At 69.4% G+C, this 23,402-nt stretch carries 18 protein-coding genes; 3 read left to right on the forward strand and 15 right to left on the reverse strand.

Annotation, left to right across the window (positions count from 1 at the left end; genetic code table 11):
* Positions 1-3 precede the first annotated feature (3 nt).
* The gene (locus ACFQ6X_RS11290; protein ID WP_383179395.1) at positions 4-2,739 is read left to right on the forward strand and encodes a fumarate reductase/succinate dehydrogenase flavoprotein subunit; all 2,736 of its coding nucleotides are present in this window, start codon (positions 4-6) and stop codon (positions 2,737-2,739) included.
* 86 nt (positions 2,740-2,825) lie between these two features.
* Positions 2,826-3,431 (forward strand): Uma2 family endonuclease, encoded by a 606-nt coding sequence (locus tag ACFQ6X_RS11295; protein ID WP_383179398.1) that lies wholly within the window; start codon positions 2,826-2,828, stop codon positions 3,429-3,431.
* Between the two features lie 23 nt (positions 3,432-3,454).
* Here ACFQ6X_RS11295 and recQ read toward each other — a convergent pair whose 3' ends face one another.
* The 15 genes from recQ to ACFQ6X_RS11370 all read right to left on the reverse strand — a co-directional run bounded on the left by recQ (position 3,455) and on the right by ACFQ6X_RS11370 (position 21,580).
* On the reverse strand, positions 3,455-5,497 hold the full coding sequence (gene recQ, locus ACFQ6X_RS11300; protein ID WP_383179401.1) for a DNA helicase RecQ: 2,043 nt from the start codon (positions 5,495-5,497) through the stop codon (positions 3,455-3,457).
* A gap of 136 nt (positions 5,498-5,633) precedes the next feature.
* Positions 5,634-7,301, reverse strand: a complete 1,668-nt coding sequence (gene nuoN, locus ACFQ6X_RS11305; protein WP_383179404.1) for an NADH-quinone oxidoreductase subunit NuoN — start codon at positions 7,299-7,301, stop codon at positions 5,634-5,636.
* On the reverse strand, positions 7,298-8,869 hold the full coding sequence (locus ACFQ6X_RS11310; RefSeq protein ID WP_383179407.1) for an NADH-quinone oxidoreductase subunit M: 1,572 nt from the start codon (positions 8,867-8,869) through the stop codon (positions 7,298-7,300). The genes nuoN and ACFQ6X_RS11310 overlap by 4 nt, the downstream gene beginning before the upstream one ends.
* A gap of 4 nt (positions 8,870-8,873) precedes the next feature.
* Positions 8,874-10,769, reverse strand: coding sequence for an NADH-quinone oxidoreductase subunit L (gene nuoL, locus ACFQ6X_RS11315; RefSeq protein ID WP_383179410.1), 1,896 nt, complete (start codon positions 10,767-10,769; stop codon positions 8,874-8,876).
* Positions 10,770-10,781: 12 nt separating this feature from the next.
* Positions 10,782-11,081: an NADH-quinone oxidoreductase subunit NuoK gene (gene nuoK / locus ACFQ6X_RS11320; RefSeq protein ID WP_307539564.1), complete on the reverse strand. Its 300-nt coding sequence runs from the start codon at positions 11,079-11,081 to the stop codon at positions 10,782-10,784.
* Positions 11,078-11,914 (reverse strand): NADH-quinone oxidoreductase subunit J, encoded by an 837-nt coding sequence (locus ACFQ6X_RS11325; RefSeq protein ID WP_383179413.1) that lies wholly within the window; start codon positions 11,912-11,914, stop codon positions 11,078-11,080. The genes nuoK and ACFQ6X_RS11325 overlap by 4 nt, the downstream gene beginning before the upstream one ends.
* On the reverse strand, positions 11,911-12,507 hold the full coding sequence (gene nuoI / locus ACFQ6X_RS11330) for an NADH-quinone oxidoreductase subunit NuoI (RefSeq protein WP_383179416.1): 597 nt from the start codon (positions 12,505-12,507) through the stop codon (positions 11,911-11,913). The genes ACFQ6X_RS11325 and nuoI overlap by 4 nt, the downstream gene beginning before the upstream one ends.
* Complete coding sequence (gene nuoH / locus ACFQ6X_RS11335; protein WP_383179419.1) at positions 12,500-13,903, reverse strand: NADH-quinone oxidoreductase subunit NuoH; 1,404 nt, start codon at positions 13,901-13,903, stop codon at positions 12,500-12,502. Before nuoH ends, nuoI begins: the two co-directional genes overlap by 8 nt.
* A complete protein-coding gene (locus ACFQ6X_RS11340; RefSeq protein WP_383179421.1) occupies positions 13,900-16,404 on the reverse strand; it encodes an NADH-quinone oxidoreductase subunit G in 2,505 nt (834 codons plus the stop codon). Before ACFQ6X_RS11340 ends, nuoH begins: the two co-directional genes overlap by 4 nt.
* Positions 16,401-17,774, reverse strand: coding sequence for an NADH-quinone oxidoreductase subunit NuoF (gene nuoF, locus ACFQ6X_RS11345; protein ID WP_329208446.1), 1,374 nt, complete (start codon positions 17,772-17,774; stop codon positions 16,401-16,403). The genes ACFQ6X_RS11340 and nuoF overlap by 4 nt, the downstream gene beginning before the upstream one ends.
* Positions 17,774-18,589 carry an NADH-quinone oxidoreductase subunit NuoE gene (gene nuoE, locus ACFQ6X_RS11350; RefSeq protein ID WP_383179888.1) on the reverse strand — a complete coding sequence of 272 codons (816 nt, stop codon included), beginning with the start codon at positions 18,587-18,589 and terminating at the stop codon, positions 17,774-17,776. Before nuoE ends, nuoF begins: the two co-directional genes overlap by 1 nt.
* A 29-nt stretch (positions 18,590-18,618) precedes the next feature.
* Entirely contained in the window at positions 18,619-19,941 is a 1,323-nt protein-coding gene (locus ACFQ6X_RS11355; RefSeq protein WP_383179424.1) for an NADH-quinone oxidoreductase subunit D, read from the reverse strand.
* Positions 19,941-20,651, reverse strand: a complete 711-nt coding sequence (locus tag ACFQ6X_RS11360) for an NADH-quinone oxidoreductase subunit C (protein WP_383179427.1) — start codon at positions 20,649-20,651, stop codon at positions 19,941-19,943. Before ACFQ6X_RS11360 ends, ACFQ6X_RS11355 begins: the two co-directional genes overlap by 1 nt.
* Positions 20,648-21,202, reverse strand: a complete 555-nt coding sequence (locus ACFQ6X_RS11365) for an NADH-quinone oxidoreductase subunit B family protein (RefSeq protein ID WP_014154689.1) — start codon at positions 21,200-21,202, stop codon at positions 20,648-20,650. Before ACFQ6X_RS11365 ends, ACFQ6X_RS11360 begins: the two co-directional genes overlap by 4 nt.
* Positions 21,203-21,220: 18 nt before the next feature.
* Positions 21,221-21,580: an NADH-quinone oxidoreductase subunit A gene (locus ACFQ6X_RS11370; protein WP_003992243.1), complete on the reverse strand. Its 360-nt coding sequence runs from the start codon at positions 21,578-21,580 to the stop codon at positions 21,221-21,223.
* 958 nt (positions 21,581-22,538) lie between these two features.
* Here ACFQ6X_RS11370 and ACFQ6X_RS11375 point away from each other — a divergent pair.
* Entirely contained in the window at positions 22,539-23,351 is an 813-nt protein-coding gene (locus ACFQ6X_RS11375; protein ID WP_383179432.1) for a C40 family peptidase, read from the forward strand.
* The last annotated feature ends 51 nt before the right edge of the window (positions 23,352-23,402 follow it).

Consider the following 23,402-nt stretch of genomic DNA (forward strand, 5'->3'; position numbering starts at 1 on the left):
GGCATGACCGTGCAGATCCCCGCCCTCGCCGACGCCGAGGAACTCTCCTGCGACGTACTGGTCGTCGGGGGCGGAACGGCCGGCACCATGGCGGCCCTCACCGCCGCCGAGCACGGAGCAACCGTCGTGCTGCTGGAGAAGGCGCACGTCCGGCACTCGGGCGCCCTCGCCATGGGGATGGACGGCGTCAACAACGCCGTGATCCCGGGCCGGGCCGAACCCGACGACTACGTCGCCGAGATCACCCGCGCCAACGACGGCATCGTCGACCAGTCCACCGTCCGCCGGACCGCGGAGCTCGGCTTCCCGATGGTGCAGCGGCTGGAGTCGTACGGGGTGAAGTTCGAGAAGGACGAGCACGGGGAGTACGCGGTCCGCCAAGTGCACCGCTCCGGTGCGTACGTGCTGCCGATGCCCGAGGGCAAGGACGTCAAGAAGGTTCTCTACCGGCAGTTGCGGCGCCGCGAGATGCGGGAGCGGATCCGGATCGAGAACCGGGTGATGCCGGTCCGGATCCTCACCGGTGACGACGGCCGGGCGATCGGGGCGGCGGGCTTCAACACCCGTACGGGAGCGTTCGTCACGGTCCGCGCCGGGGCCGTCGTCCTGGCCACCGGGCCGTGCGGAAGGCTCGGGCTGCCCGCGTCCGGCTACCTCTACGGGACGTACGAGAACCCGACCAACGCCGGCGACGGCTACTCCATGGCGTACCACGCGGGCGCCGAGCTGACCGGTATCGAGTGCTTCCAGATCAACCCGCTGATCAAGGACTACAACGGTCCTGCCTGCGCCTACGTCGCCAATCCGTTCGGCGGCTACCAGGTGAACCGGCACGGCGAACGGTTCGTCGACTCCGACTACTGGTCGGGGCAGATGATGGCCGAGTTCGCGGCGGAGGTCGCCTCGGACCGGGGGCCGGTGTACCTGAAGCTGAGCCACCTCCCCGAGGAGTCCGTCAGCGCCCTGGAAGACATCCTGCACACGACGGAACGGCCCACGCGCGGCACGTTCCACGCGAACCGGGGCCACGACTACCGCACCCACGACATCGAGATGCACATCTCCGAGATCGGCCTGTGCGGCGGCCATTCGGCCTCCGGCGTCCGGGTCGACGACCACGCCCGTACGACGGTGCCGCGCCTGTACGCCGCCGGGGACCTGGCCTGCGTCCCGCACAACTACATGATCGGCGCGTTCGTCTTCGGTGACCTCGCGGGCGCCGACGCCTCGCAGTTCACGGCGTACGAGGGCGAACTTCCCGCCGAGCAGCTGCGCGAGGCCCACGAGCTGATCTACCGGCCGCTGCACAACCCTCAGGGGCCGCCGCAGCCCCAGGTCGAGTACAAACTGCGCCGCTTCGTGAACGACTACGTGGCCCCGCCCAAGTCGGGGGCGCGGCTCTCGCTCGCCCTGGAGGCGTTCGAGCGGATGCGGACCGACATCGCGGAGATGGGCGCGACGACCCCGCACGAGCTGATGCGGTGCGCCGAGGTGAGCTTCATCCGGGACTGCGCGGAGATGGCGGCACGCTCCTCGCTGGCCCGCACGGAGTCCCGCTGGGGCCTGTACCACGAGCGTACGGACCATCCCGAGCGTGACGACGCGGACTGGTTCCACCACCTGGACCTGCACAAGTCCGCTTCGGGAGCGATGGAGTTCACGGCGAGGCCGGTGGCTCCCTACCTCGTGCCCGTGGAGGGGTTCGCCCCCGTGGGCGGGGCCTCGCGCGAGATCGGCGAGGTCGCGGCGGAGCAGGTCGCCACGGCGGGACGGCGGGACGTGGCCCCGTCGTCCGGCTCCCGGACGGCGGCGGACTCCGCGCCCGCCGCCGCTGCGCCCGCACCGTCCGGCCCGTCCCCCCGCATCCTGGAACTCCTCGCGCTCGCCGACGACCAGCCGGACCTGCCGGTCCTCGCCCCGTACCTGGCCGACGCGGACCCGGCGGTCCGGCGGGCGGCCGTGGCCGCGCTCACCGAGTCGACGCCGGAGGGCGCGGGTCCGGCACTGGCCGGGACGCTCGCCGACCCGGCACCGTCGGTGCGGGCGGCGGCCGCCGCCTCCCTGCGGGAACTGGTCGAGGTGCTGCCGGCCGAACCGGCCCTGCGCGCACCGCTGGTGACGGCCCTCGGCTCGGACGACCCGGTCGTACGGGCCACCGCGCTGGACACCCTGCGGGCGCTGCGGCTGGGGGACGCCGACCTGTACGCGCGCACGCTCGGCGACCCGGTCATCGACGTGCGGCTGCACACCGTCCGCGCGCTCGTCTCGGTGGACGCGGTTGAGGCACTGACTACTGCGGCGGCCGATCCGTCCCGCGAGGTCCGGGTGGCCGTGGCGAAGGGGCTGGCCGCCACGCACACCCCCGCCCCGGAGCCGCTCACCCCGCTGCTGGCGGACGAGGACGCGCTGGTCCGCGCCGCCGCCCTGGCCGCGCTCGCGGCGACGGGGTGCCCTGCGCCGTACGCCGCGACGGCTACTGCTGCCCTGGGGGACCCCGCGTGGCAGGTCCGGGCGGGGGCGGCGACGGCGCTCTCCTCGGCGGCCCCGGATGCCGCGGTCGCCCCGCTGGCCGGGGCCCTGGGCGACCCGAACGCCGACGTACGCAAGGCGGCGGTCCTGGCGCTGCTGCACCACACTGCCCACGACGCGGCCCGGGAAGCCCTGGCCGGAGTCCTCACCGACCCGGACGCGGACGTGCGCGCGTACGCGGCGAGGGGGGCGGTGGTCAACGACGCGTGAGTCGTGCACACGTGCGGGTGGGCTTGATCCGGTTGTCGGCGGATACGCTGGACGGGCCCGCGAGACTCCTTCATATGGGAGCACTGATGAGCGTCGGACCCGAGGCACCTGAGCCGCGGTGGGCGGTTCCGCCCGCGGGCGGATGGACCGCCGATGACCTGGACACGCTTCCGAATCTGCCTCCGCATACGGAGCTGATCGACGGGAGCCTCGTCCTCGTAAGTCCGCAGACCGTTTTCCATGAGCGTGCGATCGACTACCTGAAGTGGCAGCTGCAGTCGCTCGCACCGCTCGACCTGGAAGTCTTTCGCGAATTCACCATCGACGTCGACTTCCAGAACCGGCCCGAGCCCGATGTGGTCGTCGTGCGTGCGGACGCGGTCGAGAGTCTGCGGCAGACGCGGTTCCCGTCGCACAGTGTGGTGCTGGCCGTCGAGGTCGTGTCCGACGAGTCCGTCACCCGGGACCGGGAGACCAAGCCCGTGAAGTATGCGCGGGCGAAGATTCCGCACTACTGGCGGGTGGAGAACCAGGACGGCCGAGCAGTCGTGTACGTCTTCGAGCTGGAACCCGCCACCGGCGCCTATACGTCCACCGGGATCTTCCACGACCGGATGAAGGTCTCCGCGCCCTTCCCCGTCGATCTCGACCTGACCGCGATCGTCACGCGCCGCCGGGCGACGCCGGAGTAGACCCGTCGCCGCCCGTCACGCGCTCAGTCGAACTCGGGCGGTTCCTCGTCCCAGCCGAAGTGCGTGTCCGTGTCCTGCTCCGCCTGCGCCTGCCGCACCGGCTCCACCTGGGCAGCCCGCACCGGCCCCGCGGCGCGTGAGGCCTCCGGCTGCGGCGGGACCGCTGCAGGCCGGGACGCCGGTTCCGGCTCGGCGGGGGCACTGTCGGCGCCCGGCTCGACGTCTCCCAGCCCGGCCAGCACCTCCAGGACGCCCTCGCCGTACGTCGCCAGCTTCTTCTCGCCCAGGCCGCTGATCCCGCCCAGCTCCGCGAGCGAACCGGGGCGCAGCGCGGCGATCTCCCTCAGCGTCGCGTCGTGGAAGATCACGTACGCCGGGAGGCCCAGCTCCTTGGCCTGGGCACCGCGCCAGGCGCGCAGCGCCTCGAAGACTGGGAGGGCCTCGGCCGGCAGGTCCGCCACGGCGGCGGCCGACTTGCCCTTGCGCTCGCCCCTCGCCGACTTGGCCGTCGGCTTCTTCGGCTCCTTGCGCAGCAGTACCTCGCGCTCCCGGCCGAGCACGGAACCGCTCTCCTCGGTCAGCACCAGCGTGCCGTACTCGCCCTCGACGGCGAGCAGCCCCTGGGCCAGCAGCTGGCGCACCACACCACGCCACTCCGCCTCGGCCAGCTCCTCGCCGATACCGAAGACCGAGAGCTGGTCGTGGTCGAACTGGATGATCTTCGCCGTCTTGCGGCCCAGCAGGATGTCGATGATCTGGCCGGCCCCGAACTTCTGCCCGCGCTCCCGCTTCAGCCGGACCACGGTGGACAGCAGCTTCTGCGCGACCACCGTGCCGTCCCAGGTCTCGGGCGGGGTGAGGCAGGTGTCGCAGTTGCCGCAGCTCTCGGAGCCGGGCTCCTGGCCGAAGTACGTCAGGAGCTGGGCACGGCGGCACTGGACGGTCTCGCAGAGCGCCAGCATCGAGTCGAGGTGCGCGGCGGCCCGGCGCCGGAACGCCTCGTCGCCCTCGCCGCCCTGGATCAGCTTGCGCTGCTGGACGACGTCCTGGAGTCCGTACGCCATCCAGGCCGTGGAGGGCGCACCGTCACGGCCCGCGCGTCCTGTCTCCTGGTAGTAGCCCTCGACGGACTTCGGCAGATCGAGGTGGGCGACGAAGCGCACGTCGGGCTTGTCGATGCCCATGCCGAAGGCGATGGTCGCGACGACGACCAGGCCCTCCTCGCGCAGGAAGCGCGACTGGTGCTCGGCGCGCACCGACGCGTCCAGGCCCGCGTGGTACGGCACGGCCTCGATGCCGTTGCGACAGAGGTACTCGGCGGTCTTCTCCGTCGAATTGCGCGAGAGGCAGTAGACGATGCCCGCGTCCCCGGGGTGCTCCTCCTTGAGGAAGGTGAGCAGCTGCTTCTTCGGGTCGGACTTCCCCACGACGCGGTACTGGATGTTGGGCCGGTCGAAGCTGGCCACGAAGTGCCTGGCCTCGGGCATGCCCAGGCGCTGGGTGATCTCCTGGTGCGTGGCGTCGGTCGCCGTGGCCGTGAGCGCGATGCGCGGTACGTCGGGCCAGCGCTCGCCCAGGACGGACAGGGCCAGGTAGTCGGGGCGGAAGTCGTGGCCCCACTGGGCGACGCAGTGCGCCTCGTCGATCGCGAAGACGGAGATCTCGCCGCGGGCGAGCAGCGAGAGGGTGGAGTCCAGGCGCAGCCGCTCCGGGGCCAGGTACAGCAGGTCGAGCTCGCCCGCCAGGAACTGGGCCTCCATCGAGCGGCGCTCGTCGAAGTCCTGCGTGGAGTTCATGAAGCCGGCGCGGACACCGAGCGCGCGCAGGGCGTCCACCTGGTCCTGCATGAGCGCGATCAGTGGAGAGACCACGACGCCGGTACCCGGCCTGACCAGGGCGGGGATCTGGTAGCAGAGGGACTTTCCGCCCCCGGTGGGCATGAGCACGACCGCGTCGCCACCGGCGACCACATGCTCGATCACCGCACCCTGCTCGCCGCGGAACGCCTCGTACCCGAACACCCGGTGCAGCGTCTGCTGCGCGGCGCTCTCGGTCGTCACACTCATCGTTCCGTTCCGCCCGTCCGTGCCGTCCGTGTCGCTGTCCAACCGTCCACAGCAACCATAGGCGCCACATACGACAACGCCGGACGGGTTTGACTTCCAGGGCCCGTCCGGCGTTGTCGCGGCGCTTCTCACGCGGTTACCGCACGAAGACTCCCGCCTGGCTCGCCAGGTCCAGGAAGTACTGCGGGGCCAGGCCCAGCACCAGCGTGACCGCGACTCCGACCGCGATCGTCGTCATCGTCAGCGGGGACGGGACGGCGACCGTGGGGCCGTCGGCCTTCGGCTCGCTGAAGAACATCAGGACGATGACGCGGATGTAGAAGAACGCGGCGATGGCCGACGAGATCACACCGACCACGACCAGGCCGCCCGCGCCGTTGTCCGCCGCCGCCTTGAAGACGGCGAACTTGCCGGAGAAGCCCGAGGTGAGCGGAATACCGGCGAAGGACAGCAGGAACACGGCGAAGACCGCCGCGGTCAGCGGCGAGCGCCGGCCGAGACCGGCCCACTGCGACAGGTGCGTCGCCTCGCCCCCCGCGTCCCTCACCAGGGTGACGACGGCGAAGGCGCCGACGGTCACGAAGGAGTAGACGCCGAGGTAGAAGAGGACCGAGGAGATCCCCTCCGGACTGGCCGCGATGACACCCGCGAGGATGAAGCCCGCGTGCGCGATCGAGGAGTAGGCCAGCAGCCGCTTGATGTCGGTCTGGGTGATCGCGACGATCGCCCCGCCCAGCATCGTGACGATCGCGACGCCCCACATGACGGGGCGCAGGTCCCAGGTGAGACCCGGCAGCACCACGTACAGCAGGCGCAGCAGGGCACCGAACGCGGCGACCTTCGTCGCCGCGGCCATGAAGCCCGTGACCGGCGTCGGCGCACCCTGGTACACGTCCGGGGTCCACATGTGGAACGGGACCGCGCCGACCTTGAACAGCAGGCCCATGAGGATCATCGCGCCGCCGATCAGCAGCAGCACGTCGTTGCCCATGGTGTCCGCGAGCGCCGGGTCGATCTCCTGGACGGTGCCGTCCACGACGTTCGCGATACCGGCGTACGAGACGGTGCCCGCGTATCCGTAGAGCAGGGCGATCCCGAAGAGCAGGAACGCCGAGGAGAAGGCCCCGAGCAGGAAGTACTTCACCGCGGCCTCCTGCGACATCAGCCGCTTGCGGCGGGCGACGGCGCACAGGAGGTAGAGCGGGAGGGAGAAGACCTCGAGCGCGATGAAGAGGGTCAGCAGGTCGTTGGCGGCCGGGAAGACCAGCATGCCCGCGACGGAGAAGAGGACCAGCGGGAAGACCTCGGTCGTGGTGAACCCGGCCTTGACCGCGGCCTTCTCGCCGTCACTGCCGGGCACCGAACCGGCCTGCGCGGCGAAGGAGTCCACGCGGTTGCCGTGCGAGGCGGGGTCCAGGCGCCGCTCGGCGAACGTGAAGACGGAGACCATCGAGACGAGCAGGATGGTGCCCTGCAGGAACAGGGCGGGGCCGTCGACGGCGACGGCGCCCATCGCGGCGATCTGCGCGTTCTTTCCCGCGTACCCGTCGGCCGCGAGCCCCAGGACCGCGGCGAACGCGGCACCGAGGGCGACGACCGTCAGGAAGACCTGCGTGGTGTAGCGGGCCCTGCGCGGGACGAAGGCCTCCACCAGGATGCCCAGGACGGCGACGCCGATCACGATCAGGACGGGCGCCAGTTGGGCGTACTCGATGGTCGGCGCGGTGAACTTGTCGCCCGCGGCAGCCGTTGTCACCCCGCCGCCCGCCGTCGTCCACAGGCTGTGGACAGCTGTTGCGCTCACTTGGCGGCCTCCACCTCGGGCTGGGGGTCCTTCTTCTGTACGTCGTGCATGGTGTGCTGCACCGCCGGGTTGACGACTTCCGTGAGCGGCTTCGGGAAGACACCCAGGAAGATCAGCAGGGCGATCAGCGGCAGGGCGACCGCCAGTTCACGGACCTTGAGGTCCGGCATGCTCCGGACCGCCTCCGTGACCGGTCCCGTCATCGTCCGCTGGTAGAGGACGAGGACGTACAGCGCGGCGAGCACGATGCCGAGGGTCGCGATGATGCCGACCACCGGGTACGCGCTGAACGCGCCGACCAGGACGAGGAACTCACTGACGAACGGGGCGAGTCCGGGCAGCGAGAGCGTGGCGAGACCGCCGATGAGGAACGTCCCCGCCAGCACCGGTGCCACCTTCTGCACCCCGCCGTAGTCGGCGATGAGCCGCGAGCCGCGCCGCGTGATCAGGAAGCCCGCGACCAGCATCAGCGCGGCCGTCGAGAGACCGTGGTTGACCATGTAGAGCGTGGCGCCCGACTGGCCCTGGCTCGTCATCGCGAAGATGCCGAGCACGATGAAGCCGAAGTGCGAGATCGACGCGTAGGCGATGAGCCGCTTGATGTCGCGCTGGCCGACGGCGAGCAGCGCCCCGTAGATGATGGAGATCAGCGCCAGCACGAGAATCACCGGCGTCGCCCACTTGCTGGCCTCCGGGAACAGCTGGAGGCAGAAGCGGAGCATCGCGAAGGTGCCGACCTTGTCGACGACCGCGGTGATCAGGACGGCCACCGGGGTGGTCGCCTCGCCCATGGCGTTGGGCAGCCAGGTGTGCAGCGGCCACAGCGGCGCCTTCACCGCGAAGGCGAAGAAGAAGCCGAGGAACAGCCACCGCTCGGTGCTGCTCGCCATCTCCAGCGAACCGTTGGCCCGGGCCTCGGCGATCTCGGAGAGCGAGAAGCTCCCCGCGACCACGTAGAGCCCGATGACGGCGGCCAGCATGATGAGCCCGCCGGCCAGGTTGTAGAGGAGGAACTTCACGGCCGCGTAGCTGCGCTGCGCCGCCGCGTTCTCGTCGCTGCCCGTGTGCGCCCGGTCCCCGAAGCCGCCGATGAGGAAGTACATCGGGATGAGCATGGCTTCGAAGAGGATGTAGAAGAGGAAGACGTCGGTGGCCTCGAAGGAGAGGATCACCATCGCTTCGACCATCAGGATGAGGGCGAAGAAGCCCTGCGTGGGCCTCCAGCGGGAGGACTTCGTCTCCAGGGGGTCGGCGTCGTGCCAGCCGGCCAGGATGACGAAGGGGATCAGCAGCGCGGTGAGCGCGAGGAGCGCCACCCCGATGCCGTCGACGCCCAGCTCGTACCGGACGCCGAAGTCCTTGATCCAGGCGTGCGATTCGGTCAGCTGGTAGCGGTCGCCGCCCGGTTCGAAGCGGGCGAACACGATGCCCGCGAGGACGAGCGTGCCGAGCGAGACGATCAGCGCGAGCCATTTGGCCGCGGTGCGCTGTGCGGCGGGGACGGCGGCGGTGGCGATCGCGCCGATCGCCGGGAGCGCCGCCGTCGCTGTCAGGAGGGGAAAGGACATGTGATCAGACCGCCCTCATCAGCAGGGTTGCGGCGATGAGGACCGCCGCACCGCCGAACATCGAGACCGCGTAGGAGCGGGCATAGCCGTTCTGCAGCTTGCGCAGCCGGCCGGAGAGCCCGCCCATCGAGGCGGCCGTGCCGTTGACGACGCCGTCGACCAGGGTGTGGTCGACGTAGACCAGGGAGCGGGTGAGGTGCTCGCCGCCGCGGACCAGGACCACATGGTTGAAGTCGTCCTGGAGAAGGTCGCGGCGGGCGGCCCGGGTGAGCAGCGAGCCGCGCGGGGCGACGACGGGGACGGGCCTGCGCCCGTACATGAACCAGGCGATGGCGACACCGATGACCAGCACCACCATGGTGGCGGAGGTGACGGTGGTCGCGCTGACGGGCGCGTGCCCGTGGTCGTGTCCGGTGACGGGCTCCAGCCAGTGCATGAACCGGTCGCCGATGGAGAAGAAGCCTCCGGCGAAGACCGACCCGAAGGCCAGCACGACCATCGGGATCGTCATCGACTTCGGCGACTCGTGCGGGTGCGGGTCGTGGCCCTCCGCGTCGGCCTGCCAGCGCTTCTCGCCGAAGAACGTCATCAGCATCACCCGCGTCATGTAGAACGCGGTGATCGCGGCGCCGAGCAGGGCGACGGAGCCGAGGATCCAGCCCTCCGTGCCGCCCTTCGCGAAGGCCGCCTCGATGATCTTGTCCTTGGAGAAGAAGCCGGACAGGCCGGGGAAGCCGATGATCGCGAGGTAGCCGAGGCCGAAGGTGATGAAGGTGACCGGCATGTACTTCCGCAGGCCGCCGTACTTCCGCATGTCGACCTCGTCGTTCATGCCGTGCATGACCGAACCGGCGCCGAGGAAGAGGCCGGCCTTGAAGAAGCCGTGCGTCACCAGGTGCATGATCGCGAAGACGTAGCCGATGGGGCCGAGACCCGCGGCCAGGACCATGTAGCCGATCTGCGACATCGTCGACCCGGCGAGGGCCTTCTTGATGTCGTCCTTGGCGCAACCGACGATCGCACCGAAGAGGAGCGTGACCGCGCCGACGACCACGACGACCAGTTGGGCGTCGGGCGCCGCGTTGAAGATCGCGCCGGAGCGGACGATGAGGTAGACGCCGGCGGTCACCATGGTGGCGGCGTGGATGAGGGCGGAGACCGGGGTCGGGCCCTCCATCGCGTCACCGAGCCAGGACTGCAGCGGGACCTGGGCGGACTTGCCGCAGGCCGCGAGGAGCAGCATCAGGCCGATCGCGGTCAGCTTGCCCTCGCTCGCCCCGTCGGTCGCGGCGAACACCGGCCCGAAGGCGAACGTGCCGAAGGTGGTGAACATCAGCATGATCGCGATCGACAGGCCCATGTCGCCGACCCGGTTGACCAGGAAGGCCTTCTTGGCGGCGGTGGCCGCGCTGGGCTTGTGCTGCCAGAAGCCGATGAGCAGGTACGACGCCAGGCCGACGCCCTCCCACCCGACGTACAGGAGGAGGTAGTTGTCGGCGATGACCAGCAGGAGCATCGCCGCGAGGAACAGGTTCAGATAGCCGAAGAAGCGGCGGCGGCGCTCGTCGTGCTCCATGTAGCCGATCGAGTAGATGTGGATCAGCGTTCCCACACCCGTGATCAGCAGGACGAACGTCATCGACAGCTGGTCGAGCTGGAAGGCCACATCGGCCTGGAAGCCCTCGACGGGAATCCAGCTGTACAGCATCTGGTGCAGGGCGCGGTCCTCGGCGCCCTTGCCCAGCATGTCGATGAACAGCACCACGCCGACGACGAAGGCCGCGGCGGAGAACAGCGTGCCGAGCCAGTGGCCGGCCCGGTCGAGCCGGCGGCCCCCGCACAGCAGGACCACCGCTCCGAGCAGGGGCGCCGCGACCAGCAGCGCAATCAGGTTTTCCACGATTCCGACCCCTTACAGCTTCATCAGGCTGGCGTCGTCGACCGAGGCCGAGTGGCGGGAGCGGAACAGCGACACGATGATCGCGAGCCCGACGACGACCTCGGCGGCGGCGACGACCATCGTGAAGAAGGCGATGATCTGGCCGTCGAGGTTTCCGTGCATCCGGGAGAACGCGACGAACGCGAGGTTGCAGGCGTTGAGCATCAGCTCCACGCACATGAACACCACGATCGCGTTCCGCCTGATCAGGACGCCGGAGGCGCCGATCGTGAACAAAAGGGCGGCGAGGTAGAGGTAGTTGACCGGATTCACTTGGCGATCTCCTCCCCTTCTTCTTCGTGGTCACGGCCCAGCCGTTCCCCGGAGCGCTGTTCCAGCGCCTTGAGGTCGGCGAGCGACTCGGTCGACACGTCCCGGATCTGGCCCCGCCGGCGCAGCGTCTGCATGACGGTGAGCTCGGAGGCGGTGCCGTCCGGGAGCAGTCCGGCGATGTCCACCGCGTTGTGCCGGGCGTAGACACCCGGGGCGGGGAGCGGCGGGAGGTGGTTGCTGCGCACCCGGTCCTCGGACATCTCCCGCTGCGTCTTGGCGCGTTCGGTGCGCTCGCGGTGCGTCAGGAGCATCGCGCCGACGGTCGCCGTGATCAGCAGGGCGCCCGTGATCTCGAACGCGAAGACGTACTTGGTGAAGATGAGGTTGGCGAGGCCCTCGACGTTCCCGCCGTGCTGGGCGTTCGCCGCGCCGAGGCCGTTGAAGCTGGCCAGGGAGGCCTGGCCGATGCCGGCGATCAGCAGGACGCCGAAGCCGAGTCCGCATCCGGCGGCCAGCCAGCGCTGGCCCTTGATGGTCTCCTTCAGCGAGTCCGCCGCCGTGACACCGACGAGCATGACCACGAAGAGGAACAGCATCATGATCGCGCCGGTGTAGACGACGACCTGGACGATGCCCAGGAAGTAGGCGCCGTTGGCGAGGTAGAAGACCGCCAGCACGATCATGGTGCCGGCGAGCGACAGCGCGCTGTGGACCGCCTTCTTCATCAGGACGGTGGAGAGCGCGCCGATGACGGCGACGGTGCCGAGCAGCCAGAACTGGACGGCCTCGGGAGTGGAGGTCGTGGAGGCCGCGGCGGCCAGACCGGAGGTCATGCGTCCACCTCCTTGTCGGCTTCGCCCTTGGAGACCGCGGTCTGACGCTCCGTACCGGGTGCGGCCTCGCTCACCAGGCCCCGGTAGTAGTCCTGCTCGTCCATGCCGGGGAAGATCGCGTGCGGACTGTCGACCATGCCTTCCTCCAGCCCCGCGAGCAGCTCGTCCTTGGTGTAGATGAGGCTCTCGCGGGTGGTGTTGGCGAGCTCGAACTCGTTCGTCATCGTGAGCGCCCGGGTGGGGCACGCCTCGATGCAGAGCCCGCACAGGATGCAGCGCGCGTAGTTGATCTGGTAGACGCGGCCGTAGCGCTCCCCCGGGGAGTAGCGCTCCTCGTCCGTGTTGTCCGCGCCCTCCACGTAGATGGCGTCCGCCGGACACGCCCAGGCGCACAGCTCGCAGCCGACGCACTTCTCCAGGCCGTCGGGGTGACGGTTGAGCTGGTGCCGGCCGTGGAAGCGCGGCGCCGTCACCTTCGGCGTCTCCGGGTACTGCTCGGTCAGCCGCTTCTTGAACATGGCCTTGAAGGTCACGCCGAAGCCGGCCACAGGATTCTGGAACTTCTCCCCTGAGGGTTCTGATGACTCAGACACCGTCAGCCTCCTTTCCGTCACTCGCGTGTTCGTCACTCTGAGTATCGGGTCCGCCACTGACAACGAGCTCCCGCTCACGGCGCGGCCTGCGGCGCGGTACCGGCGGCAGGCTCTGTCCGGGCAGCGGCGGTACCGGGAATCCGCCCGCCATCGGGTCGAACGCCGGCTCCGGCTCGGCAGCCGCTTCGGCTTCCTTCGCCTTGCGGTCCCGGAAGATGTCGACGACGAAGGAGATCAGCAGGATCGCGATCACGGCCCCCGCGACGTACAGCACGATCTTCGAGAAGTCGTAGCCCTCGTTGCGCAGCGCCCTGACCGTGGCCACCAGCATCAGCCAGACCACGGAGACCGGGATCAGGACCTTCCAGCCGAGCTTCATCAGCTGGTCGTAGCGGACCCTGGGCAGGGTGCCGCGCAGCCAGATGAAGAAGAACAGCAGCAGTTGGACCTTGATGACGAACCAGAGCATCGGCCACCAGCCGTGGTTCGCGCCCTCCCAGAAGGTGCTGATCGGGTACGGAGCCCGCCAGCCGCCCAGGAACAGGGTCACGGAGACCGCGGAGACGGTGACCATGTTGACGTACTCGGCGAGCATGAACATCGCGAACTTGATCGAGGAGTACTCGGTGTTGAAGCCGCCGACGAGGTCGCCCTCGGACTCCGGCATGTCGAACGGGGCCCGGTTGGTCTCCCCGACCATCGTGACGACGTAGATGATGAAGGAGACCGGCAGCAGGATGATGAACCAGCGGTCCTCCTGCGCCTCCACGATCTTCGAGGTCGACATCGACCCGGAGTAGAGGAACACCGAGGCGAAGGCGGCGCCCATCGCGATCTCGTAGCTGATCATCTGGGCGCAGGAGCGCAGACCGCCGAGCAGCGGGTACGTCGATCCGGAGGACCAGCCGGCCAGCACGATGCCGTAGATGCCGACGGAGGCGACCGCGAGGATGTACAGCATCGCGATCGGCAGGTCGGTGAGCTGCATCGTCGTGCGCTGCCCGAAGATCGAGACCTCGTTGCCCGACGGGCCGAACGGGATCACCGCGATCGCCATGAACGCCGGTGCGGCGGCGATGATCGGGGCCAGGACGTAGACGACCTTGTCGGCCCGCTTGACGATGACGTCTTCCTTGAGCATCAGCTTGATGCCGTCGGCGAGCGACTGGAGCATGCCCCAGGGGCCGTGCCGGTTCGGGCCGATGCGCAGCTGCATCCAGGCGACGACCTTGCGCTCCCACACGATGGAGAAGAGCACGGTCACCATCAGGAACGCGAAGCAGAAGACCGCCTTGACGACGACGAGCCACCACGGGTCCGTGCCGAACATCGAGAGGTCCTCGGCGGCGAGTACGGCACCGTTCGGTGTCGCGGCGAGTTGAGCGAGGCCAGTCACGCTCGCACCTCCGGTGTCTCTGCGGGGCTTCCGGCGGCCGGACCGATCCGGACCAGTCCGCCCGGCTGCACTCCGGTGTCGGCGGGAACGCCCCGGCCGACGGAGTTGAGGGGCACCCACACCACCCGGTCCGGCATGTCGGTGACCGTCAGCGGGAGTTCGGTGGTGCCGGCGGGTCCGGTGACGGCCAGCAGGTCGCCGTCCTTCACTCCGGTCTCGGCCGCGGTGGCGGCGGAGAGCCGTGCGACGGCCGCGTGCCGGGTTCCGGCCAGCGCCTCGTCGCCCTGCTGCAGTTGGCCCCGGTCGAGCAGCATCCGGTGGCCCGCGAGTACGGCTTCGCCGTCGCCGGCCCCGGGCACCGGCCGGGACGTGGCCCGCGGGTCCTCGGCGTGGGTGCCCTGCCAGCCGCCGAGGCGGTCGAGCTCGCGCCGCGCCGCCCTCAGGTCCGGCAGTGCGAGGTGCACGTCGAGGGCGTCGGCGAGCATGTGCAGGACCCGTGCGTCGGTCGGGCAGAGTGTGCGCGGCAGCTGCTCGGGCTTCAGCGCGGCTTCGAACATCCGCGCCCTGCCCTCCCAGTTGAGGAACGTGCCGGGCTTCTCCGCGACCGCGGCGACGGGAAGGACCACGTCGGCCCGCTCGGTGACCGCGCCGGGGCGCAGTTCCAGCGAGACCAGGAAGCCGACCTCGTCCAGCGCCCGCAGGGCACCGGCCGGGTCGGGCAGGTCCTCGGGGTCCACACCGGCGACCAGCAGCGCGGCCAGCTCTCCGGTGGCCGCGGCCTCGACGATCTGGCCGGTGTCGCGGCCGAAGCGGGACGGGAGTTCGGCGACGCCCCAGACGGACGCCACCTCCTCCCTGGCCCGCGGGTCGGTCGCCGGACGGCCGCCGGGCAGCAGCGACGGGAGCGCGCCCGCCTCCACCGCACCGCGTTCGCCGGCCCGCCGCGGAATCCACACGAGCGTGGCACCGGTGGCGGCGGCGGTCCGTACGACGGCGGTCAGCGCCCCGGGGACCCCGGCGAGCCGTTCGCCCACCACGATCAGGGAGCCTTCACCGCGCAGCGCCTCGGCGGCGACGGCACCGTCACCCTCAAGTCCGACACCGCCCGCGAGCGCGTCCAGCCACTCGGTCTCGGTACCGGGGGCGGCGGGGAGCAGGGTGCCGCCCGCCTTCTCCAGTCCGCGCGTGGCGTGCGAGGCGAGCGCGAACGTCCGCTGCCCGTGCTTGCGGTGGGCCTTGCGCAGCCGCAGGAAGACGCCGGGCGCCTCCTCCTCGGACTCGAAGCCGGCCAGCAGGACCGCCGGGGCCTTCTCCAGCGAGGTGTACGTGACCCCGCTGCCGTCCAGGTCGCGACCGCGTCCGGCCACCCGCGCGGCCAGGAAGTCGGCTTCCTCGCTGCTGTGGATCCGGGCGCGGAAGTCGATGTCGTTCGTGCCGAGGGCGATCCGCGCGAACTTGCTGTACGCGTAGGCGTCCTCGACGGTGAGCCGGCCGCCGGTGAGGACACCGGCCCTGCCGCGGGCGGCCGAGAGACCGGTTGCCGCGGCCGCCAGTGCCTCGGGCCAGCTCGCCGCTTCGAGTACCCCGTCCGCGTTGCGTACGAGCGGAGTGGTGAGCCGGTCACGCTGCTGGGCGTAGCGGAATCCGAAGCGGCCCTTGTCGCAGAGCCATTCCTCGTTGACCTCGGGGTCGTTGGAGGCGAGCCGCCGCATGACCTTGCCGCGGCGGTGGTCGGTGCGGGTCGCGCAGCCGCCCGCGCAGTGCTCGCACACCGACGGCGTCGACACGAGGTCGAAGGGCCGGGAGCGGAAGCGGTACGCCGCCGAGGTGAGCGCGCCGACGGGGCAGATCTGGATGGTGTTGCCGGAGAAGTACGACTCGAAGGGGTCGCCCTGCCCGGTGCCGACCTGCTGGAGCGCGCCACGCTCGATGAGTTCGATCATCGGGTCGCCCGCCACCTGGTTGGAGAACCGGGTGCAGCGCGCGCAGAGCACGCACCGCTCGCGGTCCAGCAGCACCTGGGTGGAGATCGGGACGGGCTTCTCGAAGGTGCGCTTCTTCCCGTCGAAGCGGGAGTCGGCGCCGCCGTGCGACATCGCCTGGTTCTGCAGGGGGCATTCGCCGCCCTTGTCGCAGACCGGGCAGTCCAGCGGGTGGTTGATGAGCAGGAGCTCCATCACACCCTTCTGGGCCTTCTCCGCGACCGGCGAGGTGATCTGCGACTTCACGACCATGCCGTCGGTGCACGTGATGGTGCAGGACGCCATCGGCTTGCGCTGGCCCTCGACCTCGACGATGCACTGCCGGCAGGCGCCGGCCGGGTCGAGGAGGGGGTGGTCGCAGAAGCGCGGGATCTCGATGCCGAGGAGCTCGGCGGCACGGATGACCAGGGTGCCCTTGGGGACACTGATCTCGATGCCGTCGATGGTCAGCGTGACCAGGTCCTCGGGCGGGATGGCCGCCTCGCCGCCCCCGGAGGGCGCACTCGTGGTGACTGTCATGCGTTCACCCCCCGGTGAGCGTTCTTGTCGTCTTTGTCGTCGGCCCAGAGGGTCGACCTGGCGGGATCGAAGGGGCAGCCCTTGCCCGTGATGTGCTGCTCGTACTCCTCGCGGAAGTACTTCAGCGAGGAGAAGATCGGCGAGGCGGCGCCGTCACCGAGGGCGCAGAAGGACTTGCCGTTGATGTTGTCGGCGATGTCGTTCAGCTTGTCGAGGTCGGCCATCTCGCCCTTGCCGGCCTCGATGTCGCGGAGCAGCTGGACGAGCCAGTAGGTGCCCTCACGGCATGGCGTGCACTTGCCGCAGGACTCATGGGCGTAGAACTCGGTCCAGCGGGTGACGGCCCGCACCACGCAGGTGGTCTCGTCGAAGCACTGCAGCGCCTTGGTGCCGAGCATGGAGCCGGCGGCGCCGACGCCCTCGTAGTCCAGCGGGACGTCGAGGTGCTCCTCGGTGAACATCGGGGTGGAGGAGCCGCCGGGGGTCCAGAACTTCAGGCGGTGTCCGGCCCTGATGCCGCCGCTCATGTCGAGCAGCTGGCGCAGGGTGATGCCGAGCGGGGCCTCGTACTGGCCGGGGCTGGTGACGTGCCCGCTGAGCGAATACAGCGTGAAGCCCGGGGACTTCTCGCTGCCCATGGACTTGAACCAGTCCTTGCCCTTGTTCAGGATCGCGGGAACCGAGGCGATGGACTCGACGTTGTTCACCACAGTGGGACAGGCGTACAGACCGGCGACCGCGGGGAAGGGGGGACGCAGCCGGGGCTGGCCGCGGCGTCCTTCGAGCGAGTCGAGCAGCGCGGTTTCCTCACCGCAGATGTACGCACCGGCACCGGCGTGCACCGTGAGTTCCAGGTCGAGCCCCGGGCCCAGGGCGTCCTTCCCCAGGTACCCAGCCTCGTACGCCTCACGTACGGCCTCGTGCAGCCGCCGCAGTACGGGGACGACTTCACCGCGCAGATAGATGAAGGCGTGCGAGGACCTGATCGCGTAGCAGGCGATCACGATGCCCTCGATGAGGCTGTGCGGGTTCGCGAAGAGGAGCGGGATGTCCTTGCAGGTCCCCGGCTCCGACTCGTCGGCGTTGACGACCAGGTAGTGCGGCTTGCCGTCGCCCTGCGGGATGAACTGCCACTTCATCCCGGTGGGGAAGCCGGCGCCGCCGCGCCCGCGCAGACCGGAGTCCTTGACGTACGCGATGAGGTCGTCCGGCGACATGGCCAGCGCCTTGCGCAGGCCCTCGTAGCCCTCGTGACGCCGGTAGGTGTCCAGCGTCCAGGACTCCGGCTCGTCCCAGAAGGCGGAGAGGACCGGGGCCAGGAGCTTCTCCGGGCTGGTCCCGTTCTTGTCGATCTCGGCTGCCAAGGTCATCACTCCCCCTCCTCGGCTGCGGGCCCGGCCGGGTGCTCCGGGTCGGAGGCCGAGGTCTGCTGCGGCGCGTCGTGCGAGCTGAGGTGCTCGGCACCCTTCTGCGGCTGGTCGCTCGGGGCCTCGCCCCGCGGGGCGACGACGCGCGGCTGCGGGGCGGCCTCGCCCCTGGCCAGCTTCAGTCCGACCAGTGAGGCGGCACCCGCTCCGCCGGTCGCCGCGACGGCACCCGGGCGCTCGTCGGGGAAGCCGGCCAGGATGCGGGCGGTCTCCTTGTACGTGCACAGGGGGGCGCCGCGGGTGGGTTCGACGGTCCGGCCGGCGATCAGGTCGTCGACGAGCTGCGTCGCGCTCTCCGGCGTCTGGTTGTCGAAGAACTCCCAGTTGACCATCACGACGGGCGCGAAGTCGCAGGCCGCGTTGCACTCGATGTGCTCGAGCGTGACCTTGCCGTCCTCGGTCGTCTCGTCGTTGCCCACGCCGAGGTGGTCCTTGAGCCGGTCGAAGATGGCGTCGCCGCCCATGACCGCGCACAGGGTGTTGGTGCAGACCCCGACCTGGTAGTCGCCGCTCGGACGGCGCCGGTACATCGAGTAGAAGGTGGCGACCGCGGTGACCTCGGCGGTGGTGAGGCCGAGCAGTTCGGCGCAGAACGTCATGCCCGTACGGGAGACGTACCCCTCCTCGGACTGCACGAGGTGCAGCAGCGGCAGCAGCGCGGAGCGGCTGCCGGGGTAGCGGGCGATCACCTCCTTCGCGTCCGCTTCGAGCCGGGTGCGCACCTCGGCCGGGTAGGCGGGGGCGGGGAGCTGCGGCATCCCCAGGCTGACTTCTTGGTTGGATGCGGTCACCGGTCGACGCCTCCCATCACGGGGTCGATGGACGCGACAGCGACGATGACGTCGGCGACCTGGCCGCCCTCGCACATCGCCGCCATGGCCTGCAGGTTGGTGAAGGACGGGTCGCGGAAGTGGACCCGGAAGGGCCGGGTGCCGCCGTCCGAGACGGCGTGCACGCCCAGCTCGCCCTTGGGGGACTCTATGGCCGTGTACGTCTGTCCGGCCGGGACCCGGAAGCCCTCGGTCACCAGCTTGAAGTGGTGGATCAGGGCCTCCATGGAGGTGCCCATGATCTTCTTGATGTGGTCGAGCGAGTTGCCGAGTCCGTCGGGTCCGAGCGCGAGCTGCGCGGGCCAGGCGATCTTCTTGTCGGCGACCATGACCGGGCCCGGCTCCAGCCGGTCCAGGCACTGCTCGACGATCCTGAGCGACTGGCGCATCTCCTCCAGGCGGATGAGGAAGCGGCCGTAGGCGTCGCAGGTGTCCGCGGTGGGCACGTCGAACTCGTAGTTCTCGTAGCCGCAGTACGGGTCGCTCTTGCGCAGGTCGTGCGGGAGTCCGGCGGACCTCAGGACCGGGCCGGTGGCGCCGAGCGCCATGCAGCCGGTCAGGTCGAGGTAGCCGACGTCCTGCATACGGGCCTTGAAGATGGGGTTGCCGGTCGCGAGCTTGTCGTACTCCGGCAGGTTCTTCTTCATGGTCTTGATGAACTCGCGGATCTGGTCGACCGCGCCCGGGGGCAGGTCCTGCGCCAGGCCGCCGGGCCGGATGAACGCGTGGTTCATCCGGAGGCCGGTGATCAGCTCGAAGAGATCGAGAACGAGTTCACGATCACGGAAGCCGTAGATCATGATCGTCGTGGCGCCGAGTTCCATGCCGCCGGTGGCGATGCACACCAGGTGCGAGGAGATCCGGTTGAGCTCCATCAGGAGCACGCGCAGGACGGTGGCCCGGTCGGGGATCTGGTCCTCGATACCGAGGAGCTTCTCCGTCCCGAGGCAGTACGCCGCCTCGTTGAAGAACGGGGTCAGGTAGTCCATGCGCGTGACGAAGGTGGTGCCCTGTGTCCAGTTCCGGAACTCGAGGTTCTTCTCGATGCCGGTGTGGAGATAGCCGATGCCGCAGCGGGCCTCTTTGACGGTCTCGCCGTCGATCTCCAGGATCAGCCGCAGCACGCCGTGCGTGGACGGGTGCTGGGGGCCCATGTTGACGATGATGCGTTCGTCGTCCGCCTTGGCCGCGGACTCGACGACCTCGTCCCAGTCGCCGCCGGTGACTGTATATACAGTCCCCTCGGTCGTGGCACGGGGTGTTGCATGGGGAGTGGTCATCAGCTGTACGACCTCCGCTGGTCCGGAGCCGGGATCTGGGCGCCCTTGTACTCGACGGCGATGCCGCCGAGCGGATAGTCCTTGCGCTGCGGGAAGCCCTGCCAGTCGTCCGGCATCATGATCCGGGTGAGGGCGGGGTGCCCGTCGAAGACCAGCCCGAAGAAGTCGTAGGTCTCGCGCTCGTGCCAGTCGTTGGTCGGGTAGACCGCGACGAGGGACGGGATGTGCGGATCACTGTCCGGGGCGGACACCTCGAGGCGGATCAGCCGCCCGTGGGTGAGCGACCTCAGGTGGTAGACCGCGTGCAGCTCGCGGCCCTTGTCCCCGAGGTAGTGCACGCCGCTGACGCCCGTACAGAGCTCGAACCTCAGGGCGGGGTCGTCGCGCAGGGTGCGGGCCACGGTGAGCAGGTGCTCGCGGGCGATGTGGAAGGTGAGTTCGCCCCGGTCGACGACCGTCTTCTCGATGGCGTTGGCGGGCAGCAGGTCCTGTTCCTCCAGGGCCCCTTCCAGCTCGTCGGCCACTTCGTCGAACCAGCCGCCGTAGGGGCGGGACGAGGCACCCGGCAGGGTCACGGTGCGGACGAGTCCGCCGTAGCCCGAGGTGTCGCCGCCGTTGTTGGCACCGAACATGCCCTTGCGTACGCCGATGACGTCACCGGAGTCCTCGCGCGGTGCGGGCACTCCGTTGTTCTTCTGCTCGTCGCTCACCGCAGCAGCCCCTTCATCTCGATCAGGGGGAGTGCCTTGAGGGCCGCCTCCTCCGCCTCGCGGGCGGCCTCCTCCGCGTTGACCCCGAGCTTGGAGCCCTGGATCTTCTGGTGGAGTTTGAGGATGGCGTCGATCAGCATCTCGGGACGCGGCGGGCATCCCGGCAAATAGATATCGACCGGAACAATGTGATCAACACCTTGCACAATGGCGTAATTGTTGAACATACCGCCCGATGACGCACAAACCCCCATGGAGATGACCCACTTGGGGCTCGGCATCTGGTCGTAGACCTGCCTCAGGACGGGCGCCATCTTCTGGCTGACCCGTCCCGCGACGATCATCAGATCCGCCTGCCGCGGCGATCCGCGGAAGACCTCCATCCCGAAACGGGCCAGGTCGTAGCGCCCGGCTCCGGTCGTCATCATCTCGATGGCGCAGCAGGCGAGGCCGAAGGTGGCAGGGAAGACGGACGACTTCCGTACCCAGCCGGCGGCCTGCTCGACAGTGGTCAGCACAAAGCCGCTTGGCAGCTTCTCTTCGAGTCCCATGGTGTGCCCCTCAGCCCCTCAGTCCCATTCCAGGCCGCCCCGGCGCCACACATACGCGTAGGCGACGAAGACGGTGAGCACGAAGAGCAGCATCTCGACGAGCCCGAAGATCCCCAGGGCGTCGAAGGTGACCGCCCAGGGATAGAGGAAGACGATCTCGATGTCGAAGACGATGAACAGCATCGCCGTCAGGTAGTACTTGATCGGGAACCGGCCGCCTCCAGCTGGAGTGGGGGTGGGTTCGATACCGCACTCGTACGCTTCCAGCTTTGCTCGGTTGTACCGCTTTGGCCCGATAAGCGTGGCCATGACCACGGAGAAGATCGCAAAGCCTGCCCCGAGGGCGCCGAGCACGAGGATGGGCGCGTAGGCATTCACGCTCCTCGCTCCTTCCAGTCGTCCTTGACCGTTGGACCGCATCGGGCGACCGGCTCGCCACCTCACCAAGATCGTGCACATGTGAGGCAGTTCACAAGCCCGACTGCCCCGCATCCTATGCCTGCCGTCCTGTGATCTGCGACACGGGGTACGTCACCGTCTTTGTGATCTCCACCACCTGACGAACGATCATGAAGTCGGATGAGCGGTGATCTTCGTACGCGAAGCGGCCGAGTAGCTACGAGACGTGACATCCGGTGGCGTTACCGCTGGTCAAAGGCGCATAGCTCTATCAATCGACGGCCATTGCAAGCAAATTGGCGATGGACGCTCTGCCGGTGATATAGGAATCGGCACCGTCCGGCAGCCACCCGGACGTGGGGTCCGGGGTACCGATGTGGACAATGCGCACGCATTCACGAACTTCCGGACGCACGGCCCCCGAACAGAGTGCTGAACCGCCGAAGGACCGCGGACGGGGCACCGGGGATCGCGAACGAGATACCGAGGGGTCACCGGCGAGGCATCGACCGGATGCCGACCCGGACGCCGACCGGACGCCGACCCGGATGCCGACCGGACGCCGACCGGACCCGGAGCAAACGGACATGACTCGCCAATAGGCCACGGAGCCGGGAGGGGCCGGCCGATTCCGCCCCCACTCGGGACGCGGTCGCGCGGTTGCCTCTCACGCAAGAGTCATGCTGTGACCTGCATCACTCCACCAACGCTTCAACAAAAGCGGGCTTGGCCATCGGTGTGAACGGATGGTAAGCGACGGGCAATTCGGGCGTATTGCTGAAACTCCGTGATCACGGCTGTGATGACGGGTGCCCGGTTTGCCCGTTACGGCGTCAATAAAGGCCTCAAATAAGCGGATTCACAGATTCCGAACGTAACTGTGTCGCAACACACGTTTCTTGATGGGACCCCTACAGCCCTGATAGCGCTAGTACCCATGTCCCACACCGCTCACATACCCAGCCACCGGAAGCCCCGCCAAAGCGCCTCCAAGACGGCGCTGCGCGCCGGAGTTGCCGGTGGCGTCCTCAGCACCATCGCGGTCGCAGGTGCCGCCGGCCCGGCGCAGGCCGAGCCGGTGACCCAGACCATCGAGATGCCCACCATCACCGCCGGGCTCTCCACCGCAGTCGCCGCCTCCGCGCAGGCCACGCAGCAGGTCGCCCTCGACCTCGAGACGCAGGCCAACGAGGACGCAGCGGCGGCCACCGCGGCCAAGACCGCCAAGAAGGCCAAGGCCGAGGCGATCCGCAAGGCAGAGGCCAAGAAGAAGGCCGAGGCGGCCGCCAAGGCCAAGGCGGAGGCCGCCGAGCGCGCCTCCCGTACCTCCGAGCGCACGACGCTCAGCGCCTCCTCGGGCTCTTCGGACTCCCCCTCCTACTCGTCGAACGCCACGGGCTCCGCGGCGTCCGTCGTCGCGTTCGCGCAGTCGCAGATCGGCGACGCGTACGTCTCCGGCGGCACCGGCCCCAACTCGTGGGACTGCTCGGGCCTCGTCCAGGCCGCGTTCCGCACGGTGGGCGTCGACCTGCCGCGTGTCTCGCAGAGCCAGTCGACGGCCGGCACCCAGGTCTCACTCAGCAACCTGCAGCCCGGCGACATCCTGTACTGGGGCGGCGCGGGCAGCGCGTACCACGTCGGGATCTACGTGGGCGGCGGCCAGTTCGTCGGTGCGCAGAACTCCAGCACCGGTGTGGTGCAGAAGTCCCTGGACTACGACCCGCCGTCGGGCGCGGTCCGCGTTCTCTGATTCACAAGCTCCGGTAGACCGGACACCTGAGTACGGCCGCGGGCCGTCACT

Origin of the sequence: Streptomyces sp. NPDC056452, assembly GCF_042796085.1 — a bacterium.
GTDB lineage: Bacteria > Actinomycetota > Actinomycetes > Streptomycetales > Streptomycetaceae > Streptomyces.

Bases quoted from the DNA above. Each gene is read 5' to 3' on its own strand.
- ACFQ6X_RS11340 (WP_383179421.1), bottom strand. From the start codon at position 16,404: ATGACAGTCACCACGAGTGCGCCCTCCGGGGGCGGCGAGGCGGCCATC.
- ACFQ6X_RS11365 (WP_014154689.1), bottom strand. From the start codon at position 21,202: ATGGGACTCGAAGAGAAGCTGCCAAGCGGCTTTGTGCTGACCACTGTC.
- ACFQ6X_RS11375 (WP_383179432.1), top strand. From the start codon at position 22,539: ATGTCCCACACCGCTCACATACCCAGCCACCGGAAGCCCCGCCAAAGC.
- nuoF (WP_329208446.1), bottom strand. From the start codon at position 17,774: ATGACCTTGGCAGCCGAGATCGACAAGAACGGGACCAGCCCGGAGAAG.
- ACFQ6X_RS11290 (WP_383179395.1), top strand. From the start codon at position 4: ATGACCGTGCAGATCCCCGCCCTCGCCGACGCCGAGGAACTCTCCTGC.
- ACFQ6X_RS11325 (WP_383179413.1), bottom strand. From the start codon at position 11,914: ATGACCTCCGGTCTGGCCGCCGCGGCCTCCACGACCTCCACTCCCGAG.
- ACFQ6X_RS11310 (WP_383179407.1), bottom strand. From the start codon at position 8,869: ATGTCCTTTCCCCTCCTGACAGCGACGGCGGCGCTCCCGGCGATCGGC.
- nuoE (WP_383179888.1), bottom strand. From the start codon at position 18,589: ATGCCGCAGCTCCCCGCCCCCGCCTACCCGGCCGAGGTGCGCACCCGG.
- ACFQ6X_RS11295 (WP_383179398.1), top strand. From the start codon at position 2,826: ATGAGCGTCGGACCCGAGGCACCTGAGCCGCGGTGGGCGGTTCCGCCC.
- recQ (WP_383179401.1), bottom strand. From the start codon at position 5,497: ATGAGTGTGACGACCGAGAGCGCCGCGCAGCAGACGCTGCACCGGGTG.
- ACFQ6X_RS11355 (WP_383179424.1), bottom strand. From the start codon at position 19,941: ATGACCACTCCCCATGCAACACCCCGTGCCACGACCGAGGGGACTGTA.